This is a genomic window from Streptomyces sp. NPDC056160 (assembly GCF_042268205.1).
In the GTDB taxonomy this organism is placed as follows: domain Bacteria; phylum Actinomycetota; class Actinomycetes; order Streptomycetales; family Streptomycetaceae; genus Streptomyces.
Genome location: NZ_JBHJUW010000086.1, coordinates 21,608 through 35,957, shown reverse-complemented (window position 1 = coordinate 35,957; position 14,350 = coordinate 21,608). Strand labels below are relative to the sequence as shown.

The 14,350-nt window shown below is 69.5% G+C and carries 17 protein-coding genes; 9 read left to right on the top strand and 8 right to left on the bottom strand.

The annotated features are described in order from the left end of the window. Positions 1 to 380 precede the first annotated feature (380 nt). The 8 genes from ACFC02_RS27525 to ACFC02_RS27490 form a co-directional block, all read right to left on the bottom strand. Positions 381 to 635 (bottom strand): hypothetical protein, encoded by a 255-nt coding sequence (locus tag ACFC02_RS27525; protein ID WP_376362621.1) that lies wholly within the window; start codon positions 633 to 635, stop codon positions 381 to 383. Positions 636 to 728: 93 nt separating this feature from the next. After that, positions 729 to 1,499: a hypothetical protein gene (locus ACFC02_RS27520; RefSeq protein ID WP_376362618.1), complete on the bottom strand. Its 771-nt coding sequence runs from the start codon at positions 1,497 to 1,499 to the stop codon at positions 729 to 731. 1,020 nt (positions 1,500 to 2,519) lie between these two features. Further along, a complete protein-coding gene (locus ACFC02_RS27515) occupies positions 2,520 to 2,807 on the bottom strand; it encodes a hypothetical protein (protein ID WP_376362616.1) in 288 nt (95 codons plus the stop codon). Continuing rightward, entirely contained in the window at positions 2,804 to 3,118 is a 315-nt protein-coding gene (locus ACFC02_RS27510) for a DUF6247 family protein (RefSeq protein ID WP_376362613.1), read from the bottom strand. The genes ACFC02_RS27515 and ACFC02_RS27510 overlap by 4 nt, the downstream gene beginning before the upstream one ends. Before the next feature lie 74 nt (positions 3,119 to 3,192). Then, entirely contained in the window at positions 3,193 to 3,765 is a 573-nt protein-coding gene (locus ACFC02_RS27505; RefSeq protein WP_376362611.1) for a transcriptional regulator, read from the bottom strand. Positions 3,766 to 3,908: 143 nt separating this feature from the next. Then, positions 3,909 to 5,615 (bottom strand): hypothetical protein, encoded by a 1,707-nt coding sequence (locus ACFC02_RS27500; protein WP_376362608.1) that lies wholly within the window; start codon positions 5,613 to 5,615, stop codon positions 3,909 to 3,911. 259 nt (positions 5,616 to 5,874) lie between these two features. Continuing rightward, positions 5,875 to 6,645, bottom strand: coding sequence for a glycosyltransferase (locus ACFC02_RS27495; protein WP_376362605.1), 771 nt, complete (start codon positions 6,643 to 6,645; stop codon positions 5,875 to 5,877). Further along, entirely contained in the window at positions 6,642 to 7,472 is an 831-nt protein-coding gene (locus tag ACFC02_RS27490; RefSeq protein WP_376362602.1) for a GntR family transcriptional regulator, read from the bottom strand. Before ACFC02_RS27490 ends, ACFC02_RS27495 begins: the two co-directional genes overlap by 4 nt. Positions 7,473 to 8,258: 786 nt before the next feature. On the opposite strand from ACFC02_RS27490, the gene ACFC02_RS27485 reads away from it, so the two are divergent. The 9 genes from ACFC02_RS27485 to ACFC02_RS27445 all read left to right on the top strand — a co-directional run bounded on the left by ACFC02_RS27485 (position 8,259) and on the right by ACFC02_RS27445 (position 14,347). Further along, positions 8,259 to 8,795, top strand: coding sequence for a WhiB family transcriptional regulator (locus ACFC02_RS27485; RefSeq protein ID WP_376362599.1), 537 nt, complete (start codon positions 8,259 to 8,261; stop codon positions 8,793 to 8,795). Beyond that, positions 8,792 to 9,076 carry a hypothetical protein gene (locus tag ACFC02_RS27480; RefSeq protein WP_376362596.1) on the top strand — a complete coding sequence of 95 codons (285 nt, stop codon included), beginning with the start codon at positions 8,792 to 8,794 and terminating at the stop codon, positions 9,074 to 9,076. Before ACFC02_RS27485 ends, ACFC02_RS27480 begins: the two co-directional genes overlap by 4 nt. Positions 9,077 to 9,213: 137 nt before the next feature. Beyond that, the gene (locus tag ACFC02_RS27475) at positions 9,214 to 9,588 is read left to right on the top strand and encodes a hypothetical protein (protein ID WP_376362594.1); all 375 of its coding nucleotides are present in this window, start codon (positions 9,214 to 9,216) and stop codon (positions 9,586 to 9,588) included. A 3-nt stretch (positions 9,589 to 9,591) separates the two neighbouring features. Next, positions 9,592 to 9,795, top strand: a complete 204-nt coding sequence (locus tag ACFC02_RS27470) for a hypothetical protein (RefSeq protein ID WP_376362591.1) — start codon at positions 9,592 to 9,594, stop codon at positions 9,793 to 9,795. Next, positions 9,788 to 9,967, top strand: coding sequence for a hypothetical protein (locus ACFC02_RS27465; RefSeq protein ID WP_376362588.1), 180 nt, complete (start codon positions 9,788 to 9,790; stop codon positions 9,965 to 9,967). The genes ACFC02_RS27470 and ACFC02_RS27465 overlap by 8 nt, the downstream gene beginning before the upstream one ends. 160 nt (positions 9,968 to 10,127) lie before the next feature. Further along, complete coding sequence (locus ACFC02_RS27460; protein ID WP_376362585.1) at positions 10,128 to 10,280, top strand: hypothetical protein; 153 nt, start codon at positions 10,128 to 10,130, stop codon at positions 10,278 to 10,280. 259 nt (positions 10,281 to 10,539) lie between these two features. Further along, entirely contained in the window at positions 10,540 to 11,268 is a 729-nt protein-coding gene (locus ACFC02_RS27455; protein ID WP_376362583.1) for a hypothetical protein, read from the top strand. Between the two features lie 39 nt (positions 11,269 to 11,307). Further along, positions 11,308 to 12,441 (top strand): hypothetical protein, encoded by a 1,134-nt coding sequence (locus ACFC02_RS27450; RefSeq protein WP_376362580.1) that lies wholly within the window; start codon positions 11,308 to 11,310, stop codon positions 12,439 to 12,441. A gap of 235 nt (positions 12,442 to 12,676) precedes the next feature. Continuing rightward, the gene (locus tag ACFC02_RS27445; protein ID WP_376362577.1) at positions 12,677 to 14,347 is read left to right on the top strand and encodes an FtsK/SpoIIIE domain-containing protein; all 1,671 of its coding nucleotides are present in this window, start codon (positions 12,677 to 12,679) and stop codon (positions 14,345 to 14,347) included. Positions 14,348 to 14,350: the final 3 nt, after the last annotated feature.

Sequence of the window (14,350 nt, the reverse complement as noted above, 5' to 3'; positions counted from 1 at the left end):
GCTCCGCAGACGCGACGCGGCGGCGCTACGCGCCGCTGTCCCGGCGCAGGCGCCGGGAGGCCGGAACTCCGTTCCGGCGCTGCCGGTCCACTCCGTGGCCCGGCAGTACGGGCACGGCTCCGCCGCGCCCGCAGGGTCCGGGACGCTCCGCGCCCCGAACCAGGCAGCAGCAAGGAGGGGAGGGGTCCGGTCCGTCGCCGGATGCAGACTGATGCGGTGTCAGCCTGCATCCGGCGGGCCGGTGATGACCCGTCACGCCCCCACTCCCCCGGCGGCCGGACCCGCTCCCAGCCGCGACCGCCGGGAGCGAGTCCCTTCGTCCGGTGCGTGCGTCACTCTACCCGCCCCCGATAGATTTGGACTCCTGCCCGGGTCCCTCTCTACGGGTTCACGCCCGGCCGGATTCCGAGCCGACGCGATTCTCTGTACTTCCCGATGGCATCATAAGCGCTCCCGAGGGAGTCACGGAACGCGACTTCTGGATTTCCTGCTTCGCGGGCAGAATCTAGCCCGTCCAGTGCCTCGTACAGGCTTTCCAGCGCGGCCAGCGGAGACGTCGTGACGACGAGGATCCCGAACTGATCCACGGCCCACGTTTCAGGACCGTCGATTTCCAGGGAAACGGCATCGCGCATATCTCCGCACCGGATGCACCGGAAATCTCCATCGGGAGTGACGCGATATGCGCCGAGGGGCGCACACTCGGTGTGCCAGATCGGATGCACGGGCTACTTCTGCGAGCTGATCAGCCCGAGGGCGCTGCGCAGTGCTTTTGCCCGGTTGGTGGATGCCGGGCAGGGTTCCAGGATCGCGCGGGAGAAAAGAATGGCGCGGGCATCGTGGCGTGTTCCCCTGGCGGCTTGAATGCTCTTCAGGACGTCGAGTGCCTGGGGCACGGACGTGGGGTGCGTGAACGGGCATTCGCAGCGCGTGGCCTGTTCTGCGGTGACTTTCTGGATGGCTTCTTCGTGGTCGGCCACGGGCAGGCATCCGGGGTGGCGTGTGATCGGACGGGGGGTCAGGTCGCCGTTGCGGCCGCGCAGGTGGCTCCAGAACCGGCGTCCTTCCCAGCCGCACAGGCGGCACTGCATCATCCATGGCTGGTCGGCCCCGGGGTAGCCCGCGAGCGGGCTCCAGCCCAGTTCTGCCAGGCGTGCCATGGCCTCGGCGGCCCGTACGAGGTTCGCGAGCGTGGGCCGCAGGTCGGGGATGAGGTAGGTGTAGCTGGCGGTGGCCCGGGCCAGGGCGGTGGGGGTGTGGGGCCGTGTGCTCTGCGGCGGGACGGTGGGGCGCTGTCCCTGGTTGATGAGGTGGACGAGGGCCTGGGCGGCGGCGTGCCGGTCGGCGCAGCGGCCGTCTGTGCGGTGGCCGGGCATGACCGAGTACCAGCTGCCGTGACGGCGGTAGATGTATCCGGCGGTGATTCCGCCGACCTTCACGGGGTAGCGTCCGGATTCCTCGCGCGCGCCGAGCTGGTAGCTCTGCTGTTCGTTGTTCACTTTTCGGTTCCCTTTATTGGTTCCGGGTTTCGGTTGCCGGTTGGGTGCCACTCCCTTCCGGCAAAGGAAACTCTACCTAATTCGGGAAGCGAAATCAAAGCATAAAGAAGGGGTCGACGCCGAATGGGGCGTCTTTTTTATTCGCCGAAATAGCCTTCCGTATTCTCCTTTCTCGGGGTAGTCGGGGCGGGGTGGGGCGCCGGTCGCCGCGATCATCGCGGAGCGGTGATCACAGCGGCCGCGCGGAGCGCCGGGGCGCTGCACGCCACGGAGTGGCGGCCCGCCGGTGCGGAGCACTGGCGGGCTTCAGGGCGGAGCCCTGAAGGGCGGCGGCCGGTGGCCCACCCCGCCCCGCCCACCCCGAGAAAGGAGCGCTGCGCCCACGCTGCGCCGCTGCGCCCTGGCGCCTGGGCGTGCGGGCCGAGGGCGGTCGTTGAGGCCGCGGTGCGGCACGGGGTGTCTGGGCGGGGCCGGCGCAAGCTGCGTGCCCGTAGACTGGAGGCGGATCCCTTCGGGGTTTCGGTGGCCGGTGCCCTTGCCACCCGCTTCGGCGGACTGGGCACCGGCCGTTTCACGTCCAGCGGCGCGCTACGGGTGGATCCGGGCGCAAGGGTTCTCGTCAGCTCGGTTGAATTGAATGCACAGCCATGTCCCGTTGGGGAAGCGACGCCCTTTCAAATTCCATGCGGCGTATGAGAGTTTCGTCATTCCCATACTCGCGGGGGTTGCGTCTTTCCAGCGCGTAATGTCTTTCCGCTCTCCGTGGAAGACCGTGTACAGGCGGGCACGGACACCGGTTCCGTAGCCATCCATGCTTCCGTATGCCTCACGTACCGACAGGCCTTTTCCTTTTACGGTGAGGGTGACTTTCCCTTCGCTCACGGTGGTACTGGCGTGAGCGGGAGTGCTCATCACGGCCAGGAGGAGAGCGGCCAGAGCTGTGGCGGTCCGGGTGCTGTTGCGTCGCATGCCTGCCCAACGCACCGTGTCCCGGATCGTGTTACGTCCGAGGCGGTGTGATCACTCGCCCGTGTGGTAGTCGGGCGGGCCGCCGAGCCAGACGAGATCGAGGACGTACAGGCGCCCGGCGGGCCGGTTGATCCAGTAGACCGCGGTGAGCTGTCCCACCGAGGCGGAGCGTACGTCCTCGCCTTCCGGGTCGCGGGAGTCGAACGGCGGGAAGGCCCAGGGGTCGCGGCCGGCGATGGCCAGGACGTCGCGGACCATCTCCCGCCCGTGCTCGGGCAGCTCCTCCAGGACGGCCAGAGCGCCGGGCGACAGGCGCGCGGGCCACGGCTTGCCGGTCATCGGCGGTGGCCGCCACCGAGGGCGTCGGCCAGGTCCACACCGTCGGAGTCGTCCATCCCCGAGGCGAGGAACGCCTCGACCGCCGGCGCGGCGGCCAGGCGGCCCTGCCAGGTGCGCACGACGTCGTGCAGGGGGGCAAGGCTGTAGCTGTGCCGGGCGTCCTCCAGGGCGCGCGCCCAGTCCTGCTCGAACGCCGGCCCCCAGGTGTCGGCACGGCGGCCGGCGCGGATCCGCGCGAGCAGGTGCGCGGCCGCGGTGGGCGCGGAAGCGGCCTGCGGAGTGGGGACGTCGTGGTCGGGCTGGGCGCTCATCGCGGTACCTCCTGCGGGTCCTGTCCCGCCACCGTACGCAGAGCGCAGGTGACGGGACAGGCGGTCGGTCAGATTCACGCGGCGAACCCGACGTTGGTCACGTACTCGTACTGGCCCCACTGGGAGCCGAGGTCGACAATGTGCTCCACCCAGGCGTCATCCAGGGCCTGGTCGTCGTTGTCGGCCCAGGCCTGCACGATGCGGTCCCAGTTCCGCACGTTCATCGTGCGGTGTTCGACGACGCGCTGGCGGGGCCGGTCGACCTGGGACTGGTTGATGGGGTGGATCTCCACGCGGGTTCCTCGGCCGTCCCGGTTGAGCCGGGCCAGGAGGTAGCGGGCAACGTTCTCCCGCCGCACGGTCCGATAGGCACGCTCGATGCGGTCCAGGTTGGTGCGCGAGGGAGAACGACGGCCCTCCAGCCAGGCCTTGAGGGTGCGGTCGGTGACGGTCAGGCCGGCGGCGCGGGCGGCCTGGCGGGCACGGTCGCTGCGGGTGAGGTAGTGCAGGCGGGCTATCAGGCCGCGCCGGGTGGTGACCGGGGTGGTGATGAATCCGGCGAGCTGGTCCAGGCGGCGGGCGACGGCCTCATAGCCCTTGATACCGCGGGCTCCGTACAGGCCGAACTCATGGGTGCGTTCCGGCATCCGGGGGTTCCTTCGTCGTGATCATCGTATGGGGCTGTGGGGGCCGATCTCCCCTCCCGACGAAGACGGGCCGCCGGGACGGGAGATCGGCCCCCTGATGGGCCTTCAGAGGGCAGGGCGGGGCCGTTGCCGTTGACCGCAGCTCACAGGCTGCGGGCGTTGTCGTGCATCTGGGCTTCGGCGAGGGCGCGTTCTTCGTCGGTCATCGCGGTCACCGCCGCCACCTGCGTCGCCCACTGCTCATCGAGGGCCGCTTTCGTGGCCTCGGCCTTGATCCGGCACTTTCCGCACAGGCCGAGGGTGAGCACCGGGCGGCCGCACAGGCCGTCGTATCCGGGGCAGGTGCCGTCCTCGTTGCGCTCGCGTTCGATGGCCCGGTGATGCTCCGCCAGGTGGCAGGCCTCGCAGGTGCCGCCGGCCTCCAGTCGTCGGCCGCAGCCGCCCTCGCACAGCGGCCACCCGAGGCAGCCCGGGCACAGGACGCCGCCCGGCGAGTCCACGCCGCAGCCGGGGCACTCCGGGCGCAGCCGACGGTTCACCGACTCATCGACCGGCCGGTCGGCGGCCAGGCTCGACGAGGGCTCGCGGGTCAGGTCGGCCCTCTTCTCCGTCCAGCTGTTGCCGTTGGCCTGAGCGGGCAGCATCGCGGTGCGGGGGGTGAGCGGGAGCTGGCGGATGCGGCCAGAGATCACGGCGCCTGCGCTGATTCGGATGGGCCCGTCCAGGGGGGCGCTCAGGACTGTCACGAGGTCTTGGAGCCGCCAGGGCTCACCCGCGGCCTCGGATGCCGCGATGAGTTTGTCAAGCTCCCCTGCCTGATCCAGCAGCACCCGCCCGGCCAGGCGCAGCGAGTCGTTCACCCGAGCAACCCGGGTCAGAACCTCCATGCCGGGCGTCGTCTCCCGATGACCGACGCCTACCCTGCCGACGCCCCCCAGAGCCGACCCCGTGTCGGTGCTGCCTGACGCTACGGCGGCAGGCGCGGTGTCCTCCCCCGGAGCCGCAGGCCGCTTCCTCGCCTTGCCTCCGCTGTCGCTGCCCGCCGTCCGTCCGTCCGTCACGTGCGCGTCCTCTACCTGCACGGAAGGACGGACGGTACCCCCACCCTCTGAACGGAAAGTCTGAGCGGAAGGACTGAACGGGAGGTCGCGATCTTGCAGGTCAGGCCCGGAAAGCGGGCTAGAAATCTGGCCCCGCGGGCTAGAAATCTGGCCCCGCGGGCTAGAAATCTGGCCCGCCTCATCGAGCGGGCCAGAAATCTGGCCCGCCACTCCGGTGCGCAAAGCCCGCTTGCGCGCCGAGCGCTCCCGCTCCTTCTGAACAGCCTTCCGGGCCGCCTCGGCAGCCGGCCGCTTCACCTCGTCCAGCAGGGCGAACGCGTTCCGGGGCCCCGCGTAACCGCGGTGCGGGCGGTCATTGATGCGGATCCGCAGCGGCGCGGCCGACGCACCCGCACGGCTGGACGTCTTGACCGGCCCGCCCTCCGGCGTACTGAGCAGCCCTACCTCGGACAGCTCGGACAACAGCGAGCGGACCCGCGCAAGACTCGACGGCAGCGCCGCCTCCCCCGGCTGCATCTGCTTCGACGGCAGCAGGTAGCACATCTGCAACAAGGTCAGCTTGCGCACCGGCCCATGCTTCTCGATCACCAGCGCGCGCAGGATCCAGTAGAACCGCACGGCACTATCCCGCAGCTGCGGGCACAAGGGGATCCAGTCGCGGAGCTGACTGGTGTAGAAGCCGTCATCATCAGGACCCAGCAGCTCGGCACGCTGACTGGTGTCGGAGTCCTCGTCGTATCCACCGAAGAGGCCATCAGGCCCAGCGGAAGGATCTTTACGGTCGCGCAAGGGTGGGTCATCTCCCCAGACGGGGAGCCGTGACCGGCGAGTGTGACCTAGCCAGGACCCCGGAGTAGTGGCGTTGCGCAATCCGATGCGCATACTCTGGGTAGAGGTGACCACGCGGGCCCTAGGGCCCACGGGCATCACCCGGCAGACGAGGTCACCTCGCTGCTCACGACTCGGAACTTTGACGGGTGCGAGTCGATCGCTAGGGAGCGGTCCTGTTGTGGCGACAGGGCCGCTTCAGCGTTTTGTGGTCACTTCCTTACCTCCCCTCCACATGGTTTGCGGCGGGACGTGCCTCCAGGAATGCAGCCAGCGCCCGAGCGCGGGACTCGATGATGTCCATTCGCGCTGCCCACTCGTCCCCTTCGCGGTGCGAGGGGTGCTTGGTGCTCTGTGCCTCGTGCTGGCGATAGTGCAAGCCGACCTCCGGAAGGAACCATCCGTCGCTCAAGACGGACAACGCGGTCAGGAGCCCGGTGTCCTCCGAGGCCGGAATTGCCATCCAGCCGCCGAGCAATGAAACCAACTCTCGTCGCACGCAGAGCGTAGCCGGATGGACCTGTGGGCGGCGGGTGGTCTGCCAGTAGTCGAAGACCACTCCGCGGGGCATGAGGCCAGGCTCGGGGTCGCCGCCGTATCCCGCAGTGGACCCATCAGGCAGGAGGTCCAGGACTCGACACGTGGTCCATCCCACGGACGCCTGGTCAGTGAGGACCGTGATCTCGCGGCTGAGTGCGCCTGCCGGCAGCACATCGTCTGCGTCCAGGACCTTGATCAGCGATCCAGTCGATCGGGCGAACGCCATCGTTCGGGCAACCGCCGGGCCGCCTGTGCGGGAGGCGCCGATTCGGATGCGGGCATCGTCGGGGTTGGGGAGGCAGCTCCTGGAGTCGACGTCGAGGCCGTCTTCCTGGATGCACCATTCCCAGTTCCAGCCGTCCGGCAGCTCCTGGTCTACGAGTGATTCGTATGCGGCGCCGAGGTATTGACGTGCGCCGCTGTGAACGGCGGTTACAACTGACAGGATCACGAATCCCACCTTTCCAGATGGACTGTGTATTTCATGGTGGTGCGGTCCCCCGGGAAGACGACGATCGAGTACTCAACGACCTGGTCAGTGGTGGAGTAGGACACCTTGTGCAGCACCACTACGGGGACTCCGCTGCCAACGTCGAGCAGCTCCGCCTCTTCGAGGGAGGGCGGCCGCGCGCTGATCTCGTCCACAATGCGATCGATCTCAACGCCGACGGTGTACAGCTGGTTCATCGTGCCGCCCGGCCACGGTTCCTGCCCCTCATCGAGCAGATCCGGATTCCGCGCGGCCAGGTCGTACGGGATGTACGAGGAGATCAGAGACAAAGGGTGCTGCTCGTCCCGGATCGTGGTTCGGTACAGCCGCTCAAGAAGCGGAGTGCCAACCGGGACCTCCATCCGTGCGGCCAGTTCCTCGGTCGCTTCTACCTGGGAGTACTCGGCGGGGAAATCGAAATCCTGACGCGGTCGCCCCGTGTCAAATTCCCCGGTGCCGGTCTGGCGTCGCTCATCGAGAGGGAGCCGCGCGCGCGCCTTTTCCCACGCGTATCGCGCCTGCGGCTCGCGCAAGATGGCCGCCCGTGAGGTGCGGACGTACACGCCTGCTCCCTGACGGCTGATCAGGTAGCCGCTCTCTTTCAAGAGGGCTACCGCGCGGTAGATCGTTTTGGGGTCGACCTCGTAATGGTCGGCCAACTGCCGTGTGCTTGGGAGGCGGTCACCCGGCAGGAACTCGGCGGCCGCGATCCGCCGGCGCAGGTCCTCGGCGATCTGCCGGATGGGAGGCAGCGGGGGCGGGAGCTGGTGGCTGGTTGGTGGCGACATGCCGCGACCATATCAACTTGGTGTCCGAAGTGACAGCTCAGGGGCGCCGGGTGAGTCCCCTTCTCGAACTTCGTGTCTGAAGTAGTTGACGCAACTTCGTGTCCGAGGCTACTTTCTGTGTCGGGCCGCTTCGGACACGAAGTTGCGGCCCTCTCCGTGCCTTGCGCACAAAGACGCCCAGAGGGCTCCGTGGGTCTCCCACGATCGGCTCGAAGGAAGCGCCAGAGAGACGGGCTCAGGCCGGTCATTTGAGAACTCCAGAGTGTGCATCCACGCCCGTTGACGCCGTGACCACGCCGGTTGAGGGAGTGGAGACCCGTCGTGAGGCGCCATTACTCCTGGTGGTGGCAGTCGGCACGCATGGATCCGTTGGGCGCCCCTCCGGGGGCGGTCTGGAGGGGTAAGACCCGCCGGACGCTCATTACTGACGGGGAGTGCGGAGGGCAGGCACCCTCACGACGCTAAAGAACGACGCGGCATTGACTCCCGACACCTCGGCCCCAGGTCGCTGAGGCGAGGAGTCCGCGTCCAGACCTGGAGGGATGTTCCGTCTCCCGAAGGACGGAAAGGGCACCCCGTCTCCCTCGCATCGCAAGACGGGCACGCGCGGCGGCAGAGGCCGCGCCCATCGCATGCAGCCCTGCGCTGCCCGCCGGTCACCTCCCCGCCGTCCCGGCCGGGACGGTGACCGGCGGAGTGCGCAGGACGCACTACGTGACGAACCCCCAGGGATTGCGCCCCTGAGGGTTCTTGTCGCAGGTCACCCTTCGAGAGAGGACGACCCACATGCCCAGCATGACATCCGAGCACGCCCAGCGGTCTCGCCGGGACGTGCTCCAGGCCGCGGTCGCCGCCGCCGGCGTCTGCCGCACCGTCGACCCTGACGCGTTCTTCCGCGCGGAGGGCGAGCAGTACATCACCTGGCAGGCCCGCCGCGCCGAGGCGATCCGCGTGTGCACCGGCTGCCCGGTGCGTGCGGCGTGCGAGGAGCTGGCGCTGCGCGACGAGGACGGACGGGCCACCGAGGACGACATGGTCCGCGGCGGGCTGACCGGCCCCGAACTCGCCGCCGTCCGCGCCCATCACGCCGAGCGCCTGGCGGCCGCGGTCGACGCCGACCGCGACACCGAGGGCCAGCGGCTGGACGCGCTGACCGTCCAACTCCAGCGGGCCGCCGTCAAGAACCCCGACAAGGCCGCCGGACACCGCACCGCCAGCCGCGCCCAGACCGCACACAACGCCGAGGTCAGGAACCTCGTCGCCCAGATCCGCGAAATCCGCACCGCCCGCCGTGCCCGAACCGGATGGAGGACCGCAGCATGAACCCGACCTTGACTCCCCTGCCGCGCAGCATCGTTGAGGAGATCGGTCCCCGGCAGCCCGGCGCCATCTACCAGAACGTCGATGGCCGCTTCGAGGTCCTGGCCCTGGTCACCGACCCCGCCCGCGCCGCCCAGCTCCTGCGCCGCGACAGCGCCCGATGGGCGGTCATCGTCCGCGACACCCTCCGCCCCGATGGCCAGCCTTACGCCGTCGGCTCGGTCTGGACGAACTCCGACTACCTGCTGCGGCCCGCCACGAGCGTGTACGGGCAGGCGGCCTGACGGACTGCCACGGTCCCCCTCCGCCCCACGCTGAGGGTGGAGGCGGGCCGTGGCCGGCCGCCCGGCCGGTCAAAGAGCGACGGCCCCGGAAGGTCAGTTCCGGGGCCGTCAGTACAGGAACTTGCGAAGGAGTCCCTGTGATCGACAGCATGACACGCCCCCGCCCCCGCCCGGCAGTCGGGGACGCCGAACGCCGTCTCGGGCAGCACCTCCTGGCCGTGATCCGCGCCCAGGACGCGAAGATCCCCGCTCACCGTCGCGTGCCGCGCACGGCAGCGGAGATGCGCGCCCGCCTCGCGGAACGCACCGGGCAGGCGGCCACGATGCGGGACGACGCCTGCCCGCTGTGCGGCCTGTGGTCGTGCGACGGCAAGAACTGCATCGCGGCCGCCCCGGCGACGACCGCCGTACCGGCGACTGCTGGCCCGGGTGACCCCGGGTGGGGTCAGTGCAGCAACTGCGGGGGCTGGTTCCCCGATTTCTGCGGCGGCCTCTGCTCGGCCTGCCGCTGACGGATGCCGCACCTCATACACGCGGCCCGCGCAGCACAGCACCGCGCCGCGCGGGCCGCGTCCGTCATCGGCCCCGCCCACCCGCTGACCCGACTGCTGCTCACGGCCGCCGCGCTGGCCGCCGCAGCAGCCTGGGAAGCGGGCCACCGGGTGACCGATCTTCACCACCCCACCCGCCGGCACCACGAAAGACGATCTCGTGCCTGACGACCTCTACCAGCGCTACATGGCCGCGCACCGCGCCAACCAGGCGCACAGCGACGCCTGCACCACCTGCACCGCCGCCACCCGCTGCCCTGACGGGCAGCGGGTCTACGAGCGCTTCGCCCGGCTTCAGGACGCCTACCTGAAGCGCCAGCGCGACCAGCGCCGCCGCTGAGCCATCCCGCTCAGCCGACACCGCCACCTCTGTCGGTTGCCTGACCCGCCCGTCCCGGCCCCGCCCTCGCGCGGCGGCCGGTACGGGCGCGGTCCAGGGGAGCCGGACAGCCCGGACCGACCAGCGCCCGGGGCGCTGAACACCATGCAGGAGGGTCCCGATGATCGATGCCCCAGAGCCCGTGCAACTGGCCGCAGAGGTGATCCGCGAGGCCGTGACCTGCGAGCGATCGCAGTGCACGCCGGACGATCACCTCCGGTTCGTCACCGAGAACATGCAGATTGCGGCCGAGCAAATCCAGGGCGCCTACTGAACCTCCCCGCCGCCACCTCTGTCGGTTGCCTGACCCGCCCGTCCCGGCCCCGCTCCCACGGCGGCGGCCGGTACGGGCGTGGTCCAGGGGAGCCGGACAGCCGTGCTCCGTCTGCCTGTTGGGAGGCCCCATGGCCCACACGATCCCGTTACGCGCGCCTCTGGACGAGTCCGGACTGCCGCGCAAGGAACTGACCGCCGCCACGGACGGCCCCGCCGTGCCGCGTCCGAGCGCCCCTGCACCCCGTCGAGGAGACGACATGTCCGGTAGCACGTTCACGCTGACGCCCGACGAGACGGGTGAGGTCTTCGCCCGGCTCCAGCCGTATCTGCCGCCGTATCTGAAGAAGATCGAGATCGGTCCCTTGGGGTGGGGGCTGCGCTTCGAGTTCGTGCCGTTCACCGGCTGTGAGGACGAGCCGGTCGAGCCCGCCTCCTCCTACGGCGACCCGCGGCTGACCTACGTGCTGGAGTCGGAGGACGCGGTCGAGCACCGGTTGCGGACGGCGGCCCGAACCATCCTGGCTGACCTGTTCAGTCAGGCGCGCGAGGAGTGGAAGGGCGCCGCTTACGTGGTCGCCCTGCGCCGGGTCGTCAAGGACGCCCCCGCCCGCTGGTGGGCCTACGAGCGGGAGGCGAAGGCCCTGGAGTCGGCCTACGCCTACCTGCGCGCCCCGCAGGCCGCGGCGGAGTGGCCCTCTGCGATCTCCCGTCTGGTCGACGCCCAGGAGCGGGCGCTGGCCGCTGCCGCCGCGTTCGACGAGCGGGCGGTGGACATCGCCCAGGTCCACTACGAGCACCTGTACGCCGACCTGGGCCCGGACCAGGCCCTGGCGAAGGCGGGCTACCCCGAGGCCAAGGACTGGCACGTCGGCGACGGCTTCGGCGGCTGCTTCCGCGACGGCCTGGCCGACAAGGTGCGCCGCTTGATCGAGGAGCAGGAGGCCCACCTGGCCAAGGTGTCCCGCCTGTCCGGCATCACCGGCTGACCCGACCCCCGAACCCGAAGAACACGGCAGGAGGACAACGTGCGTAAGAACGACGACAGCAAGAGGTGGCCGCCGTCCCCGCGGAGGGCGGTGCTCGCCATCCTGGGAGTGGTCACCCTCGGGGTGGCCGTCCTGTCGGTGGCCGTCAGCTACCAGATCCTGGAGCCCCGCTTCGGCGGCTGGGCGGTGCCCACGGTCGGCGCGCTGGATGCCCTGTGGGTCGTCTTCCAGGCCACCGAGATCCTGGCGGGCAACCACCGCCGGCGTGCCCGGCGCGTCCAGTGGGCGGGCCTCGCGCTCACCGCGGTAAACGCGGCCATCCCCACCACCGACCTGATCCTGTCCGGGACTGGCGGCAGGTTCGACCTGGCGGTGGTCCTCACCCCGATCGCCATCGTGGCGACGAAGACGGCGTGGTGGATCGCGCTGCCCTCCCTCGGGCGGCAGGTGTCTGCGAGCACGCGGAAGCGACTGGACGCCAAGCGCCAGGAGGTCGCGGACCGTCTGGAGGAGATGGAGGCCGAGGCCGCGCACCGCATCGAGCTGCTGGAGCTGGCCCGGACCCTGGACGGGCAGGTCGCCAAGGCGGAGACCGCTTACCGCAAGGCGGTTTTGAGGGCGCAGCAGACCATGACCGAGGAGCTGCACGGGCAGGCCGAGGCCACCGCGCAGACCATCGCGGAGATGGCGCTGCCCGAGTCGGTGGCAGCGATCCGCCTGCCGGAACTGGGGCAGTGGACGCCCACCGCGCCCGCCCTGCCCGGCACGGCCGAGTCCGGCCGTCACACTCTCGGCACGCAGGTCAGCGCCCTGACGTACGGATCCGGCACACCGTCCGGCACGCCGGGTGTGCCGGGGGGCGGCACACCGGCACGCCCGGCCGTGCCGTCCGTCATGCTCGCGGAACTGGCGGCCGTGGCCGGTGTCCCGGTCCCCCAGCCCGACCAGCCGCTGAGCGATGACCAGATGGCCGTCGTGCTGCGGCGCCTGCGCTACAGCGACGATCCGCCGCTGTCCTACCGCAAGGCCCGCGACGCCTACCGCCGCGCGGGCTTCATCGGCAGCGAGGAGCGGATCAGGCACGCCTTCGCCACGGTGATGACCAACGAGGGGGCCGGTGAGGCGTCCGAGGAGGCCGACAGCGAGGAGGAGTCGGAGGACGCGGACGCCTGAGTGACGTCCGGCACCACCAGTGAGGGCCAGCCCGCCACCTGCGGGCTGGCCCTTGCTGCGACTGCCGGAAACGCGGTCGACGGTGCAGACCCGGTGAGTGAGCTGGTGAGTGACCTGGTGAGCGATCACCAGGTTGCAGATCCAGGGAGCAGACCCGGTGAGCACCCGCACACGCCAACTGACCACCGGCACACGGGTGTCCCGCCCGCGTGCCCGGAACGAGGAAGGAGGGGGAGTGACGAAGCGAAAACACCACCAGCAGGGCGAGGACACCTACGGGCAGGCAGCAGGCGCCATCGGCGGCCTGGCCGTGGTCTTCGGCATCCTGGCCGCCATCAAGGACAAGTTGGGCTTGTCCTGGCCCGCCACCGTGCTGCTCACGGCCGGAGTCCTGGTCCTGCTGGGATTCCTGGCCTTGAAGCTCCGTACGGGCGCCGCACGGGTGTGGGCGGGCGAGGCGAAGACCGCGTCTGTTGCCGCTGTGACGAAGCAGGAGGCGGCGGCCGGCGCGCCCGCGGACCAGGTGCAGCCGGGCGCGGAAGCGGGCACGGAGGCCGCGGAGAGCGGCCAGACCGTGCAGGTGCACCCGGAGCTGACCGCGGCGCTCACCACGGCCGGTGCGATCGGCAGGGATCAGGTGATCCGGGACGATGAGGTCACGGTCACTCAGGTCCGTAACGGCAAGCGCTACGACTTCTTGGTCCCCAAGGGCCGTACGTATGCCGACGTCGAGAAGCGACTGGGCACCGTGGCGGGCATTTTCGGAGTCACCCGGCTGCACACCAAGCTGGAGCGCAGCCGGGTGAACGAGCGCCGCGTGCAGCTCCTGGTGCTCGACGAGCCGCCGTTCACCCGCCCGTTCGCCCCGCCCACCCGGCGGGAAATCGCGACGTTCGACGGAGTCCCGTTCGGACACGACGTCATCGGGGAACTTGTCGGCGTCTCGACGTTCGACAAAGCGTCCCTGCTGGTCGGCGGCATGACCCAGATGGGGAAAACGACCCTCATCAACGGGCTCATCACGTGCCTGCTGCTCGCGTACGGTGAATTCGAGCTGTATCTGCTCGATGGAAAAGAGTGCGGGCTCACCAGATTCGAAAAGATCGCCGTCCGCTACGAGGCGTCCGACGATCCGGCCGTCATGGAGAGCATGCTCGATGAGCTGAACGCCCGAGTGAAACGCCGTTACGCGAAACTCAAGGAAGCAATCCGGAACCGGCAGCCCGCCCCGAAATTCGTTCCGGTGTTCTTCATCGTCGATGAGGCAGCAGACTTCTTCACCGATGACGGGACACCCGCCGGGAAGGAGCGGGCTCGGGCAGTTGCGGAAAAGGCGCGCTCCCTGGTCTCCAAGGCCCTGGAGTCGGGAATTTCCACGGTGATGCTGACGCAGCGACCGTCTCAGAACGCGATTCCCGTCATGGTCCGCGACCAGTTCCTTTACCGGATGTGCCTGTACGTGGCATCGGAAGGAACCGCGAAAGTCGCACTCGGTGACACGTATTTCGACACTGTCGCCCCCATCAACCCGGCGCTGCTCGATTCCGACATCAAGGGGCAGGGGGTCCTCTTCGCGCACGGTGTCTCCACCCTCATCCGAGGATTCAACTTCCCGGACGAGTTCATCTGGGAGGTCGTCGACGAGGTCTACGACCGTCAGCAGAAGACGCTCGAAAAGGTCCCCGGATCGCCACTCAAAAAGGCAATCGATCTGATGCGCAGCAAGGGTGTGGAGTTCATTGCCACCTCCGAGCTGGCCCCTGCTCTCGAAATCACTGAAGAGGATGCGACAGAGGCCGGGAAACAGCTCTCCAAGCTGCTCGGGGTTCCGTCGCAGAGGGGCGCGAAGGGTGTGCGCGGCTACCGCCTCGCTGACCTCACGGCAGCCGCTATGTCCGGTTCGTGACCG

Excerpts from the sequence above, each read along its gene's own strand:
- ACFC02_RS27525 (WP_376362621.1), bottom strand. The coding sequence starts at position 635 with ATGCGCGATGCCGTTTCCCTGGAAATCGACGGTCCTGAAACGTGGGCC.
- ACFC02_RS27515 (WP_376362616.1), bottom strand. The coding sequence starts at position 2,807 with ATGACCGGCAAGCCGTGGCCCGCGCGCCTGTCGCCCGGCGCTCTGGCC.
- ACFC02_RS27510 (WP_376362613.1), bottom strand. The coding sequence starts at position 3,118 with ATGAGCGCCCAGCCCGACCACGACGTCCCCACTCCGCAGGCCGCTTCC.
- ACFC02_RS27505 (WP_376362611.1), bottom strand. The coding sequence starts at position 3,765 with ATGCCGGAACGCACCCATGAGTTCGGCCTGTACGGAGCCCGCGGTATC.
- ACFC02_RS27490 (WP_376362602.1), bottom strand. The coding sequence starts at position 7,472 with ATGTCGCCACCAACCAGCCACCAGCTCCCGCCCCCGCTGCCTCCCATC.
- ACFC02_RS27485 (WP_376362599.1), top strand. The coding sequence starts at position 8,259 with ATGCCCAGCATGACATCCGAGCACGCCCAGCGGTCTCGCCGGGACGTG.
- ACFC02_RS27480 (WP_376362596.1), top strand. The coding sequence starts at position 8,792 with ATGAACCCGACCTTGACTCCCCTGCCGCGCAGCATCGTTGAGGAGATC.
- ACFC02_RS27470 (WP_376362591.1), top strand. The coding sequence starts at position 9,592 with ATGCCGCACCTCATACACGCGGCCCGCGCAGCACAGCACCGCGCCGCG.
- ACFC02_RS27460 (WP_376362585.1), top strand. The coding sequence starts at position 10,128 with ATGATCGATGCCCCAGAGCCCGTGCAACTGGCCGCAGAGGTGATCCGC.
- ACFC02_RS27455 (WP_376362583.1), top strand. The coding sequence starts at position 10,540 with ATGTCCGGTAGCACGTTCACGCTGACGCCCGACGAGACGGGTGAGGTC.